12 protein-coding genes are annotated in these 14,436 nt (G+C 38.0%); 5 read left to right on the top strand and 7 right to left on the bottom strand.

Annotated features, from left to right (window positions below; all coding sequences use genetic code 11):
- The first annotated feature begins 50 nt into the window (after window positions 1–50).
- A complete protein-coding gene (locus BM179_RS07170) occupies window positions 51–767 on the top strand; it encodes an RDD family protein (protein ID WP_092014414.1) in 717 nt (238 codons plus the stop codon).
- Between the two features lie 43 nt (window positions 768–810).
- Here the strand turns inward: BM179_RS07170 and BM179_RS07165 are convergent, their stop codons facing one another.
- The 5 genes from BM179_RS07165 to rpmH all read right to left on the bottom strand — a co-directional run bounded on the left by BM179_RS07165 (window position 811) and on the right by rpmH (window position 4,518).
- The gene (locus BM179_RS07165; protein WP_092014411.1) at window positions 811–1,329 is read right to left on the bottom strand and encodes a DUF2480 family protein; all 519 of its coding nucleotides are present in this window, start codon (window positions 1,327–1,329) and stop codon (window positions 811–813) included.
- Between the two features lie 3 nt (window positions 1,330–1,332).
- A complete protein-coding gene (tsaB, locus tag BM179_RS07160) occupies window positions 1,333–2,013 on the bottom strand; it encodes a tRNA (adenosine(37)-N6)-threonylcarbamoyltransferase complex dimerization subunit type 1 TsaB (protein WP_092014407.1) in 681 nt (226 codons plus the stop codon).
- Between the two features lie 77 nt (window positions 2,014–2,090).
- The gene (locus tag BM179_RS07155) at window positions 2,091–3,755 is read right to left on the bottom strand and encodes a S41 family peptidase (RefSeq protein ID WP_092014404.1); all 1,665 of its coding nucleotides are present in this window, start codon (window positions 3,753–3,755) and stop codon (window positions 2,091–2,093) included.
- 111 nt (window positions 3,756–3,866) lie between these two features.
- Window positions 3,867–4,280 carry a ribonuclease P protein component gene (rnpA, locus tag BM179_RS07150; RefSeq protein ID WP_092014402.1) on the bottom strand — a complete coding sequence of 138 codons (414 nt, stop codon included), beginning with the start codon at window positions 4,278–4,280 and terminating at the stop codon, window positions 3,867–3,869.
- An 82-nt stretch (window positions 4,281–4,362) separates the two neighbouring features.
- The gene (gene rpmH, locus BM179_RS07145) at window positions 4,363–4,518 is read right to left on the bottom strand and encodes a 50S ribosomal protein L34 (RefSeq protein ID WP_092014399.1); all 156 of its coding nucleotides are present in this window, start codon (window positions 4,516–4,518) and stop codon (window positions 4,363–4,365) included.
- A gap of 413 nt (window positions 4,519–4,931) precedes the next feature.
- On the opposite strand from rpmH, the gene BM179_RS07140 reads away from it, so the two are divergent.
- The 4 genes from BM179_RS07140 to BM179_RS07125 all read left to right on the top strand — a co-directional run bounded on the left by BM179_RS07140 (window position 4,932) and on the right by BM179_RS07125 (window position 13,108).
- Window positions 4,932–10,508: an alpha-2-macroglobulin family protein gene (locus BM179_RS07140; RefSeq protein WP_092014396.1), complete on the top strand. Its 5,577-nt coding sequence runs from the start codon at window positions 4,932–4,934 to the stop codon at window positions 10,506–10,508.
- A 120-nt stretch (window positions 10,509–10,628) separates the two neighbouring features.
- Window positions 10,629–11,384 carry a glycosyltransferase family 2 protein gene (locus BM179_RS07135; protein ID WP_092015012.1) on the top strand — a complete coding sequence of 252 codons (756 nt, stop codon included), beginning with the start codon at window positions 10,629–10,631 and terminating at the stop codon, window positions 11,382–11,384.
- 66 nt (window positions 11,385–11,450) lie between these two features.
- Window positions 11,451–12,215: a methionyl-tRNA formyltransferase gene (locus BM179_RS07130; protein WP_092014393.1), complete on the top strand. Its 765-nt coding sequence runs from the start codon at window positions 11,451–11,453 to the stop codon at window positions 12,213–12,215.
- Window positions 12,216–12,259: 44 nt separating this feature from the next.
- Window positions 12,260–13,108 carry a polysaccharide deacetylase family protein gene (locus tag BM179_RS07125; RefSeq protein ID WP_092014390.1) on the top strand — a complete coding sequence of 283 codons (849 nt, stop codon included), beginning with the start codon at window positions 12,260–12,262 and terminating at the stop codon, window positions 13,106–13,108.
- 51 nt (window positions 13,109–13,159) lie between these two features.
- Here BM179_RS07125 and rpsJ read toward each other — a convergent pair whose 3' ends face one another.
- Entirely contained in the window at window positions 13,160–13,465 is a 306-nt protein-coding gene (gene rpsJ / locus BM179_RS07120) for a 30S ribosomal protein S10 (RefSeq protein ID WP_092014386.1), read from the bottom strand.
- A 229-nt stretch (window positions 13,466–13,694) separates the two neighbouring features.
- A complete protein-coding gene (locus tag BM179_RS07115) occupies window positions 13,695–14,402 on the bottom strand; it encodes a pseudouridine synthase (protein ID WP_092015009.1) in 708 nt (235 codons plus the stop codon).
- Window positions 14,403–14,436: the final 34 nt, after the last annotated feature.

The raw sequence follows: 14,436 nt of genomic DNA, 5'->3' as shown, positions 1-14,436 counted from the left end.
GTATTTTCAGGTCTCTATACTTTTTGAAATATTAACATGCTCTCCAACCCATGAGTGAACTTAAAATTCAGACTTCACAGAACGTAACACTTGAATTTACCGCAGCGAGTGTAGGTGATCGTATATTAGCACATATCATTGATTACCTGATTTTCTTTGCCTGGTTTCTGATTTTCCTTCTTACGCTTGGCGTACTGGGTAAAGATCTTTTTAATACTACCATTGGCCCGGTTTCAATAACTCTTTTCATGATTCTGCCGATATTATTTTACGATCTGCTTTGCGAAATTTTCATGAACGGACAAAGTGTGGGTAAAATAGCCATGAAGATAAAAGTACTGAAACTGGATGGCTCTCATCCAACAATCGGGGCTTATCTGATGAGATGGATTTTCAGAGTATTTGACAGGGGGCTTATTGCTTTGATAACAATCGCGGTTAATAACAAAGGCCAAAGGCTCGGAGATATTGCGGCGGGAACTACGGTGGTAAAGCTACGCAATCCTGTTTCGCTCGAAGACTTAGTTACAGAGAAAACAGATATAAATTATGTATTAACTTTCCCGGAAGCCTCTCTTTTGAGCGACAAAGATATTGTAACCTTAAGAGCTGTAGTCAGGAAATATGAGCGGGAAGGAAATGAGGATCTGCTTGAACAGGCCGCTTTAAAGGTAAAATCGGTTACCAATATTTCAACTGAATTAGATGATCTTACTTTTTTAAATAAAATCCTGCAGGATCATACTCATCTTATGACAGCAGAATAATTAACCTGACATAACTAAATAAATGTCAGGTTAGTCAATTATTTCATTTTGGCTTTTTGTACAATGGCACCGTGCTGCAAGGCTCTCCAAACATCAGGCTTTGAGCAACCGGTTGTAAAATTCTTGTAATTTCTACATAAGCAGAAGTCGGTACAGGTACTTTAGAACAGCCTTTTATTACAACTCTTGCATTCCGGTATTCTTCAGGATTTATTTTCGCAATAGCTTCATAGAATAACTTATTTTCCAGCTCTTTCAAATCTCCGAAAACAATAGTATTGGCCACTGGCTGCAATTTAAGAGTAAGAAGCATATATGCCCAGGTAGGTACAATTGCATCTTCAGAGCAGATTATAGCAATATTCTTATTACGGTATTGTTCCCAGTCGTGGGTCTTAAGAAATTCCCGGAAATCCTTTTCTTTAAGAATCATTCCCATAAAAAGATTATCCTTAAGATCATAAATTACCCTTTCACCTTTTGCGTAAAGTTCCTCCAGATCCAGTGTCACCAAACCACTATTGGCAACTTTATTAATGATAATGTCTTCAGTTGCTTCCATCTCTTATTTTTTCGGGACTGTCCCCACAAAGTCTTTCAAATAAAAAGGCTCAAAAGTTACCAAATCTTCAAATTGTCCCATCCTAAATGCCTTATTCGCTAAAACGCCGATTGTTTTTGCTGAAGGGTACACAGCGGTTTCAGGAAAAATACAATTCGGATGGGTTAATTTTTCTTTACATTTAGCAGCTCCGTCTCCCAGAAATACAACAGGATTCTCTGTTAAAAGTTCCGCATATGCATTTTCATCTATCACTTTTGCTTCGGTTTTCTGAATCACATTCAGGTGATTGTCATAAACTGCACAAAAAACCTCCATCCTCCGGGCATCAATCATAGGGCAAAAAAGGTGTTTTTCAGAGAAAAAATCTTTCAGTTGCAAAGCCATCGCTTCAAGCGTATTGATTCCGATCAATGGTTTATCCAGGGCGAAACACAGTCCTTTGGCAGTTGATACCCCTATTCTCAAACCTGTGTAAGAGCCCGGGCCTTTTGCTACCGCAATCGCATCTAAATCGTTTAGAGAAAAGCCTGCATGTTTTACTACGTTTTCAACCAGGGTAGTCAGCATTCCGGAGTGAGATTTCTCTGCAAAAAGCTCATTGAGTGCTAATAATTTCCCTTCCTGATGCAAAGCAACAGAACATACCTTTGTTGACGTATCGATACTGATAATTAATGACATTTTCTAAAAATAAAATAAAGAGGATAGAATTCAGGGCGTTTTACCGCAACCTTCACTCAATCCTCCTTCAAAAATAATTATTTATTTCCTTTCAAAATCGTTTTATAACGATTCATATCTCTGAACAATTTCAAAGCTTCCTGAATTTCAGGATCTTTGGCAAAAGACTGTTCACGTGTTCCTTTTTGCAGGTAATAATGTACAACAATCTCCTGTTCAAGTAATGTTTTGATTTCTTCCTTGAATTTCAGCAAATCTGATTCTTTTGTATGAGAAATTTTGGTTTTCAGGGCATTCAACTGTTCTGAGACATTATCAAAATATTTCTCCTTACGGGCAGAAGCTTCTAAACTCGCCAAATCTCTTTCTACCTGAGTTGTATAATCATACTCCTGAGAAACAGCCCATTTCGTGAAATCCTGATAATCAGCATCAGATAAAGTAAACTCCTTAGCCGGTTTGATCGTAGGATGTTCGAAATGGTACTTATTGGCATATTCAAACAAGACATTTTTGTTAGATAAAGCTACCGCTACCATTGGTGCGGGCTGTTTTTCTACTTCAATATCCGGTGAAACTCCTCCGCCATCATACACTATTCTTCCGCTCTTTGTTTTGAAAGCCTTTTTCAGAGAATCCGGTAATTTTCCGGCACTTCCGTCGGGGTTACGATGGCTGTAATCAATTGCCTGAATACAACGGCCGCTTGGAATATAATACTTGGCAGTAGTAACCTTTAATTTTGTATTGTAAGATAAATCTCTGGTAATCTGAACCAATCCTTTTCCGAAACTCCTCTGACCAATCAAAACCCCTCTGTCATAATCCTGAATTACTCCGGCAACAATTTCAGCGGCAGAAGCACTTCTTGAATTAGTCAGAACAGAGATTGGAATCTCTGTATCAATCGGAGGATTCAATGCGGTATAAGTTTTATTCCAATCCTGTACTTTTCCTTTTGTACTTACAATTTCAGAATCTTTCTGCAGGAACACGTTACAAATATCAACTGCCATGTTCAGCAAACCTCCCGGATTTTCTCTCAAATCAAGTACCAGTTTCTTCATCCCCTTAGCTTTCAATTCCTGAAAAGCGGTACGAACTTCTTTCGAGGCAGTACTATTGAAATCCTTTAAATCAATATAGCCTACTTCATCGTTAATCATGCCGTAATAAGTAACGTTTTTCATTTTAACAACGTCCCTGCTTACGATAATGTCTTCAACTTTATCTGAACCGTATCTTTTAATCGTCAGCTTAACAGTTGTTCCGGTCTGACCTTTTATCAGTTTTCCCGGGTCAATTCCTTTTCTGCTTTTAATATCGACTCCGTCAATTTTCAGGATTTCATCTCCGATTTTCAATCCTGATTTTTCAGCAGGTGTTCCTTCATCGATGAGCATAATCGTATTTTTTCCTTTCAGGCTACCGATTATTACACCGATTCCATTATACTTTCCGGTAGTCATGGTCATGTAATCTTCAATATCATCCTCGGCATAATAAACCGTATAAGGATCAAATGATTTCAGCATGGCATCAATAGAAGTCTTAATCGTTTTATTAGGATTGATTTCATCCACATAATAACGGTTAAGCTCTTTGAACAAGGTAGCATATATATCAAGGTTTTTTGCAATCTCAAAAAACCTCTCTCCCGGGTCAGTAAACGAGAAAAGCGAGATACTGAATACTGCTATTCCGGTAACCACCAATGATTTTAAAGATACACTTCGTTTCATAAGTACAGGTGATGTTTGAAGTTTTGTCAATCTTTTTCTAAAAATCCGGGTAAATCCATGGGCTAAAATCAGACATCAGTCGTGAGATTTCCCTGTTAACAACTAAGCAGATTAACCGATTTTCGACAAAACAATTTTCAATTTCTTTTCAATAACCTCAAAAGGCTCTATTTCTTTTGCAATGTAAACAAAAGCAACATTGGCTGGACGAAGAGGTTGCGGTTTTTCCAATAAAATTTCTTTATTTTTCCGGTAAGCTTCTCTAAAACGACGCTTAATAAGGTTTCTGTCAACCGCCTTTTTGAAATAACGTTTTGAAACTGAAATCAGTATTTGGGGCAAAGGAGAATTTCCGGAAGGTTCTTCCGTATGTTCCGGGGTTGACTCAGGCTCTTTCGCTATCTGATAAACAACACGAAAAGGGTAGTGAAAAACCATTTTAGTTTTTTCACTACCCTTTTCAAAGAGCGAGTCAATTATTTTCTTACTTGAAAGTCTTTCGGACTTTGTAAAAGTTTGTTTCACAATCTGTTAAAAATTAAAAGCGAAAGTGAAAAGTTGAAAATAAGCATAACTTTTAACTTCTAACTTCTAACCTTTCACCAAATTATTTACCTCTCTTCTCGTCAGAAACTGTCAATTTATGTCTTCCTTTTGCACGGCGAGCAGCCAATACACGACGACCGTTTGCAGTTGTCATTCTATCACGGAATCCGTGCTTGTTTTTTCTTTTTCTTACCGATGGTTGGAATGTTCTTTTCATTGCTATAAAATATTGAAATATCTATATTAACTATATTTCCCTGATTTTCAGAGAGATTTCGACTTCCCAATGCTCAAACATCCCTTGATTTACGAGCATGTCATCAAAATCTGAAATATCTTGTCCTAATTTGGGACTGCAAAAGTACATGAAAGAATTACAATTTGCAAACTTACTTCTTATAAATTAGGTAGTTATTTCATTTTTTTTGGAATTATCTCCCGCAAAACCTGATACTTTAAAACAATTTAGAATCATCACCCGGCTTTTATTTCATTCAGACCCGTTTAAAAAGTCCTTTCGCTAAATTCATTCAAAAAAAATTGAAAATCCCCCAAACATTTCTCATCTTTTACCCCAAATAGCAATAATTCTTTAACCTTCATTATTAAAAATTTTAAACAACCTGCCCAATGAAACTCTATCATCTCAAGAAACCTAACCTATTCATTATTAAATCCTTATTCTTCTTTTTTATTTCAGTATTCATTTTTTCGGGCTGTTCAAAATTCGGCGATATTTCAGTAAAAAATAAAAACTTTGATGACGAAGTTCAGCTTAGCCAGAACCTGAGTTTCACTTTTAACAAGGACTTTTCTGTACCTGATTTAAATGAATGGGTATCAACCGAATTCCTGAAAATTACGCCGGAGGTTAAAGGTCGTTTCAAATGGGTTGCCCCCAATGAGCTGGTTTTCTCGCCCAATGCAAGTTTTAATCCTGCTACAGAATATACGGTTGAGCTAAACAGAAAAGCTCTGCAAAGCATTTCCAAAGATAAAAATGCTTCGATTTCCACAGAAGAGATTGAGTTCCATACTCCTTATCTGAAACTGGAAGGAGCTGAAAGTTACTGGATAAAATCCCGTCAGGACGGCAATATTACTGCCAGAATAAAGCTGAAATTCAACTATCCTGTAAATGGTCGTGAGCTTGCAAATCTGCTGAAGATTAATCAGAAGGATGCACCCGTAGCCTTTAATGTTACCCAAACCGGTATCAGCTCAAATATTGCCGTTGAGATTAAAGGTGCGGATAAATTTACCAGTGATAACCTGAATATTTTACTTGACAAAGGATTAAGCATTGCCAATTTCAATTATAAAACGAAAGAGGAAATTTCACTCCAGACCGCTCTTCCGGATCTGAAAACACTGGAAATACTTGACGTTCAGCATGGTTTTGAGAATAATACAGGTTTCATCAAGGTTATTACCAATCAGCAGCTGAATCCTGAACTTCCACAGGGATTTTTCAAAATTGAGGTTGAAAACAAAGATAAAAAAGAGGAAGAGGCTAACGAAAACAATGTTCAGATTCAATATGATTCTTTGGGAAATCCGGTTCAAGTAAAAGTTGCTGCCAATCCTAAAGAAGATAAACATCATTCACAAATCAGCACAAAAGTAGAGTTTACAGAAAATGGAGTGATTTTTTGGGGTGATTTCAATGAAACAGATAATTATATCCTTACACTCAGTACAAAAACAGGAAGCGCTCTGGGTGTAAGCCTGGAAAGTGATTTTGTAAAAGATGTTTATTTCGGAGAAATGCCCCCTACCATCTCCTTCCTGAATAAAAAAGCTATTTACCTTTCTTCCAAAGGCAATAAAAATATAGGATTGAATATTGTCAATGTTCCGAAGGTAAATGTCAAAATTTCAAAAATCTATGCCAATAATATCCTGCAATTTATGCGGAATAACCGCTATCAGGATTATAACTATTCTTCAGACGGGCTGGAAACAACTCAGGCTAAAACTTATACTTATTACGATGATGATTCCGGATTACTTTCAGATGTTATTGTTCAGAAAACCATTGAAACCGGAAATTTACCAAAGACTCACGGCATCAGTGCCATGAACCTCTCTCTTCCTGACCAGAATAACCTGAAAGGGATTTATCTCGTAACAGTTAATTCAAATGATGAATATTACCTGAATGCTTCCAAACTGGTTTCAATTTCTGACATTGGGCTGATTGTAAAGCAATCTGCTGATGAACTGGTGGTTTTTGCCAATTCTATTAAAACCACAGAAGCTATGAGCGGAGTTGAAATCCAAATGATTTCAAGTAATAACCAGACCATTCAAACCTTAAAAACTGATTCGAAAGGCCTGGTTATTTTCAAAGACCTGAAAAAGAATTCAGGAGGATTTAAAGTCGGAATGATTACAGCGAATATCGATGAAGATTTCAATTATTTATTACTCGAGGATACCGCAGTTGAAACCTCAAGATTTGAAGTAGAAGGTCTGAGAGATAACAATTCCGGTTTTCAGGCATTTATTTATGGCGATCGTGACATTTACCGACCGGGAGAAACCGTACATTTTAATACGATTGTCCGTACTCAAAATTGGGAGTCTGTTGGTAAAATTCCGGTAAAAATCCGCCTTTTAATGCCAAATGGCAGGGAATTCAGAACATTTTTAAAAGAAACCAATGAACAGGGAGCTGTTGAACTTTCCATTCCTACAGAAACATCTATCCCTACGGGAACCTTTGTTTTTGAAATTTTAAACGGAAATGATGTTCTTCTGGCTTCAAGAAATATTTCTATTGAGGAATTTATGCCGGACAGAATTAAGGTTGATCTCAAATCAGATAAAGAATCTTACCGGAACGGAGAACAGATTGGAATATCCGCCACAGCTTTAAATCTCTTTGGGCCGCCTGCTTCAAATCGTAATTATGAAATGGAGTTCAAACTGGCCCGTAAACTTTTTCAGCCAAAGGGTTTCGGGAATTACAGATTCGACATTCAGGATAATACCAATTTTGAAACTGTGGTAAGACAAGGTGTAACAAACGACCAGGGTATTGCTGCCGAAAAATTCCAGATTCCGCTTACTTACTCAGATATGGGAATGCTTGAATCAAAAACCTATGTTACGGTCTTTGATGAAACCGGACGGCCCGTTAATCGTTTAAAACGCCTGGATATTTTCACCCAGCCTGTTTTCTATGGCATCGGGATGCCTGATACTTATGTAGGAACCAATGTCCCGGTTCAAATCCCGTTGGTTGCACTTAATCAAATAGGAAAACCTGTCAACGCCAAAGGAAAAATCGAAATAATACGATTTGACTACCAGACCGTTATAGAGAAAAACACAGACAATTCCCTGAAATATTCTTCGAAAAAGCAAACAAAGATAGTTTATTCCAGAACGGTTGACTTTGTAAATGGAAAAGCGTCTATAAGTTATGCACCACCTGTTTCCGGAGAATATGAACTAAGGATACATCGTGAAGGAGCCAGGTCATGGACTGCTCAGGAGTTTTATGCCTATGGATGGGGAAATACCGAAAATTCTTCTTTCGAAGTCAATAATGAAGGCCAGGTGACCATGGAGTTCAATAAAGATAAGTATGAGGTGGGAGATAAAGCTAAGGTACTTTTCAAAACCCCTTTCGCCGGAAAATTACTTGTGACGATTGAACGAAATCATGTGATGGAATATCATTATCTCCAGACTGATAAGAAATCAGCAGAATTAACCTTTAAAATCGGGAATGAGCATCTTCCTAATGTCTACGTTTCTGCTACCCTGATCAGACCAATGGATGATTCCAATCTGCCTCTCACTGTAGCACATGGCTATGCGCCCGTAATGGTAGAAAATCCTGAAAACCAATTACCTGTTTCTATTGTGGCAGTAGAGAAATCAAGGTCAAAAACCAAACAAAGGATTACGGTAAGAGCAAAAGCAAATACAGAAATTACGGTTGCCGTAGTAGATGAAGGGATTCTGCAATTGAAAAACTTCAAAACGCCAGATCCTTATGCTTATTTTTATCAGAAAAAGGCATTGGAAGTTGATAACTATGATTTGTATCCATTCCTTTTTCCGGAATTATCAATCAGCAGTCATTCAAGCATCGGCGGGGATGGATATGATCTTGAAAAAAGAGTAAATCCTCTTACAAATGGAAGAGTAAATCTGGTAGCATTCTGGTCAGGTGTTTTAAAAACCAACTCGAAAGGCGAGGTAGATTATGAATTTGATATTCCTCAGTTTTCCGGAGATCTGAGAATTATGGCGGTTGCTTATAAAGACGAAGCACTTGGTTCTGCCAATGTAAACATGAAAGTTGCAGACCCTTTGGTTATCAGTTCTGCCCTGCCTCGTTTCGCCAGTCCGAATGATGAGCTTGTGGTACCTGTAAACATTACCAATACAACCAAACAGGCTGCCGCTATTACTGCCACTATTTCCACAACAGGAGGTTTAGCAATTGTGGGAGGAAATACCCAAAAAATTAATATCGCTCCTGAAAAAGAGGGACGTGTTAATTTCGCGGTAAAAGCAGCTGCTGTTTCAGGAAATGGTAAAGTGGTTGTAAAGGTTAATGGCTTAAAAGAAAATTTTTCAGATATAACAGAGTTAACCATCAGACCGGGCACTTCTCTCCTGAAAATTTCTAATTCCGGTTCAGTAAATGGCGGACAAAATACAACGGTAAGTCTTCAGAATGATTTTATTCCTTCAACCATAAAATCTCAGCTTCTTATCAGCAGATCACCCATGACTCAATTCATTGATAAATTTGAGGATTTACTTGGCTATCCACACGGCTGTGTGGAACAGACGGTTTCCAAAGCATTTCCACAATTGTATTTCAGCGATTTTGTCAAGCAAATTCAGAAAGGGAAAAAGCCATATCTGAAAAGCGGAGAAAATGAATTAAATCCAAAATACAATGTTGAAGCAGCTATAAATAAGCTGGAAAGTATGCAGTTACCAAATGGTGCCTTAAGTTACTGGCAGGGAAACAGCACAGAATCATGGTGGGGTACTGCCTATGCGCTGCACTTCTTAATTGAAGCTCAAAGAGCTGATTACCAGACTAACACCGGAATTGTCGGTAAAATGATTGACTATCTCAACAGCAAGGTAAGCAAACAGGAAATGGAGGAAGAATATTACTGGGATGCAGGCGGTGTTGCTCAAAAACGGCAGATTGTTAAACGGGAAACCATTTACAGCCTTTATACTCTTGCCTTGGCAGGCAAACCCAATCGTTCTATTATGAATTACTATAAATCAAATCTTCCATTACTGACGGAAGATGAAAAATATCTCCTTGCCGCAGCCTTTAATCTTACCGGAGATGTTAAAAGTTATTCAGAAATTCTGCCTAAAAATCTGGGTTCCGACCGGTCTCAGAAAGCTACCGGAGGTAGTTTTAGTTCCCCGATCAGAAATGCTGCGTTAAGCCTGAATACTTTAATAGAAGTGGATAAAGATAACCTGCAAATTCCTACCCTGGCAAGACTTCTGTCTCAGGCAGTAAAAACTGAAAGATGGCTTTCTACCCAGGAACAGGCATTTACCTTTCTTGCACTGGGCAAACTTGCCAGAAAAGCTAATGCCAGCCAGACCACTGCTATTATATCCGCCAATGGAAAAACCATTGGCAACTTCACAGGAACAGACTTATTACTTAAAAACGTAGGAAACCAGACCCTGATTAATGTTCAAAACAAAGGTAATCTCTATTATTTTGCCCAAATGGAAGGTTTAAGCTCCGATGGAAAAGTACAGGAAATTGATAACGTTCTGAAAGTAAGAAGACAATATTATGATCGCGCCGGACAAATACTTAACGGGAATACATTTAAGCAAAATCAATTGGTTGTGGTAAAAATCACTCTTCAAAGCAGTAATTCCTTACCTGTCGAAAATATCGTGGTAACGGATATGCTTCCGGCCGGCTTTGAGATTGAGAATCCGAGATTAACTGCCGACAGAGATTTTATCTGGATAAAGGATCAGGCATCTCCTGAGTATTTTGACATCAGAGATGACCGGATTAATTTCTTTACAAGTCTGAAAGCATCTAACAAAGCTCAAAACTTTTATTACCTCGTCAGAGTGGTTTCAAAGGGTAAATTTAATCGGGGGGTGCTATCTGCTGATGCCATGTACAACGGAGAATACAGGTCATATAATGGTGCGGGAATTGTTTCGGTAGAATAACCATTTGATAAACTTTCCTAAAGTGATACGCTTTAGGAAAGTTCATCTTCGTATCTTTGTCTTTCAGATTCCCCTATTTAATGAGTCAGCGGAATCAAAAAGCTCAAAATCTCCTTGTTGATGAAAATTTCCATTATTACTGTTTCTTTTAACTCTGCACAAACTATTCAGGATACGATAGAAAGTGTTCTCTCTCAGGATTATCCTTCCGTAGAATATATCGTGGTAGATGGTGCATCAAAAGATGGTACAGTTGATATTTTAAAATCTTACGGAGACAAGATCAAATGGATTTCAGAGCCGGATAAAGGGATTTATGATGCAATGAACAAAGGACTGAAACTGGCTACAGGTGAAGTGATTGGAATCATCGGATCTGATGACTTTTACCCTAATAACCATGTTTTAAGCCATATCATGCAAGCATTTGCCGAATTCGGTACTGACTCTGTGTATGGAGATAAGCAATATGTTGATTTTCATGACAAGAATAAAATCGTAAGATACTGGCAGACAGGAGAATACCACAAAGAAAACTGGCTTAATGGCTGGATGATTCCGCATTTAGCCTTTTATCTTAAAAAATCTGTTTATGACAAAAACGGATATTATCTGACCGATTTCAAATGCTCAGGTGATTATGAACTGATGCTGAGAATGTTATACAAATACCAGATTTCTACCCATTATTTGCCGGAACTGGTCATTACTATGAGAACGGGAGGAACAAGCAATGCCTCTTTCAAACACCGGATCAGAGCCAATAAAGAAGACCGGAGGGCCTGGAACATCAATAATCTGAAACCTCGCTGGTACACACTCTGGTGGAAACCTCTTTCCAAAATAGGACAACTCTTTAAAAATTCCAGAAACTGATTTTATTGGTTTTACTTTCACTGCTTATTTATTTCTAAATCAGAACAGCCAAAATTTATATATCAAATGAGAATTATTCTTCTTACCCAGGACGACCCTTTTTACCTTGCTGAAAACATTGATTTTTTAATTAAAAATCTGCCTGAACACTCGGAAGTTGTAGCCACCGTTCTATTCGAGGTTTCTCCTTTTGGAAAAAGAGAAACATTTTCAGAGAAAATGAAAAAGACTTATGACATTTTCGGGGCCTCTTTCTTTGTGCATTATGGCACAAAATTCATTTTGTCTAAGCTTAATTCTAATAAATCGGTTAAAAATATTCTGGCTAAACACAACGTTCCTTTGGTAGAAATTGAAGGGAATATCAATAAGCCCGAAAATTTAGACAGAATAAGAGAATATGAGCCGGATTTGCTGGTTTCAATCGGTGGAAACCAAATCTTCAAAAGACCCCTTCTTGATTTAGCGCCAAAAGGCTGTTTAAACCTGCATACAGCGCTTTTGCCAAAATACAGAGGGCTGATGCCTTCTTTCTGGGTTTTGCGTTATAATGAGAAATATACAGGTGTTTCCGTCTTCTTTGTAGATGAGGGAATTGATTCAGGACCGATTTTGGTACAAAAGAAAGTTGAAATCGGAGATCGTTCGCAGGAAGCACTCATCAATCATACCAAACAGATCGGAATGGAATGTATTATTGAATGTGTTGAAAAAATCCATTCAGGAAATTATGAATTGATTCCGAATCCTGACGAAGAGCTGACCTACTTTACCTTCCCAACCAAAGAAGATGTAGCTGCCTTCCTGAAAGCAGGGAAAAAGTTTTATTAATCGTTCAGATCCTTTGATTTTACAGATCAGATTCTGTGTTTTTTATGAATATTCTTACGTTTGACATTGAGGAGTGGTTTCATATTCTGGATAATGATTCTACAAAAAATGAAGCTGACTGGGCAAAATATCCAGGCCGGATTCATCAGAATATGGAATTGATTTTTGAATTACTTGCCCAAAACAATCAGAAAGCAACTTTTTTCTGTCTGGGCTGGGTAGCCAGAAAACATCCGGATATTATCAGAGCCATTGTTAATAAAGGCTATGAGGTAGCAACGCATTCAGATTTGCATCAGTTGGCTTATGAACAAAGCCGGGAGGCTTTTAAAGCCGATCTGGAAACCTCCATCAAAGCCCTTGAAGATGTTTCAGGGAAAAAAGTAAAAGCATACCGCGCTCCTGGTTTTTCCATCAAACAGGAAAATAAATGGGCTTTTGAGGTATTGGTAGAAAATGGAATTGAAATAGATTGTTCCGTCTTTCCGGCCAAAAGAGCACATGGCGGATTCGCAGAGTTCGGCGTAGCAGAACCTTGCTGGATTGATATAGACGGGCATCGTCTGAAAGAATTTCCGATTAATACATTTAACAGTTTCGGAACGCCTTTAATCTTTTCAGGAGGAGGATATTTCCGCTTATTCCCTTCACTGGTACTGGAAAAACTAATGAAACAGTCTGATTATGTGATGACTTACTTTCATCCCAGAGATTTTGATGCGGGCCAGCCTATGATTGAAGAATTGAGCCGTGTCAGAAAATTCAAATCTTATTACGGGTTAAAAGGAGCATTAGGAAAATTGGAAGGACTATTACAGGATTTCAAATTTATCGATTTACAGGCCGCTGAAAATCAAATAGACTGGCAGAATGCCAGAATCGTAAAGCTATAAAAAAAACCTGTCAACCGAAGTTGGCAGGTTTTTTTATCGTAAAATCAAAAATTATACTTTGATTTCAACATCAACACCTGAAGGCAATTCTAATTTCATCAACGCATCAACAGTTTTAGCTGAAGAAGAGAAGATGTCAATCAGACGCTTGTAAGTACACAATTGGAATTGCTCACGAGCCTTTTTGTTTACGTGTGGTGAACGCAAAACTGTGAATTTTTCAATTTTAGTTGGCAACGGAATAGGACCCGAAACAACTGCACCTGTAGCCTTCACGGCTTTCACAATTTTCTCAGCCGATTTGTCCACTAATGTGTGGTCAAATGACTTCAATTTGATTCTGATTTTTTGATTCATCTGAGTTGGTACATTAAAGTTAAGCTATCCCAAATCGAAAGTACCATTTGCTTCGGGTTTGGGAGTGCAAAATTACTGACTTTCAATGGATTCTGCAAGAATACCCTTCAAGTTTTTTCCAGACTGAATCTTTTCAAAATCACTTATTACAACCTAAGACACAAATCATCAACATTTAAAAAGCAATGTCCTGAAAATCAGTGCATCATTAATGTTTTTATTTCTGAAATCAGAACAATCCACCGGTTTCCATCCCGATTGCGTCGAGTATCCTTAAAAACTCAGAACTCACCGGTGCTTCTACTTCCAGTGTATTTCCGGTAACCGGATGTTCAAATGTCAGAGAACCTGCATGTAAAAGCATGGTATTCAAGCCAAAACGTTCCTCAAACATTTTGTTATGTTTACATTCTCCATATTTTTTATCTCCGATTAAATAATGTCTCATCTGAGCAAAATGTCTTCTTATCTGGTGCATTCTACCCGTTTCAGGCGTAATTTCTGCTAAAGAATACCTTGAGGTCGGATAACGGCTTACTTCTATTTCCAATTCAATCTGCTGTAAACAGCGAAAGTGCGTAACCGCATCCTGAAAACCTCCGTTTTCCTTTTCCAAAGGTCTGTCAGCCGTTCCGGTTTCGGGCAAATATCCCCGCACTAATGCCAGATATTTCTTCTTTACCTGCTGGGTTTCAAATTGTTTCTTGACTTCCTTATCTACCTCAGACGATAAAGCAAAAACAAGGACTCCCGAAGTCTTCCTGTCAATCCGATGGCAAGGACTTACCCAGCAATTCAGCTGATCTCTTAATATCTGTAAGGCAAAGACTGTTTCTTCGGCAGCAATAGGCGAGCGATGAACCAGTAAATTATGGGGTTTATTAATGACCACCAAATGCTCATCCTGGTAGAGAATGGGTAGCGGAACGTTTGTCATAAGAATTACAGGAGAATGATCAAAAATCATAAAA

The sequence above is a fragment of the Pseudarcicella hirudinis genome (assembly GCF_900115665.1).
GTDB classification, from domain to species: Bacteria; Bacteroidota; Bacteroidia; order Cytophagales; family Spirosomataceae; genus Pseudarcicella; species Pseudarcicella hirudinis.
The sequence above is the reverse complement of the archived record's forward strand: the minus strand, read 5'-3'. Positions and strand labels throughout refer to the sequence as shown.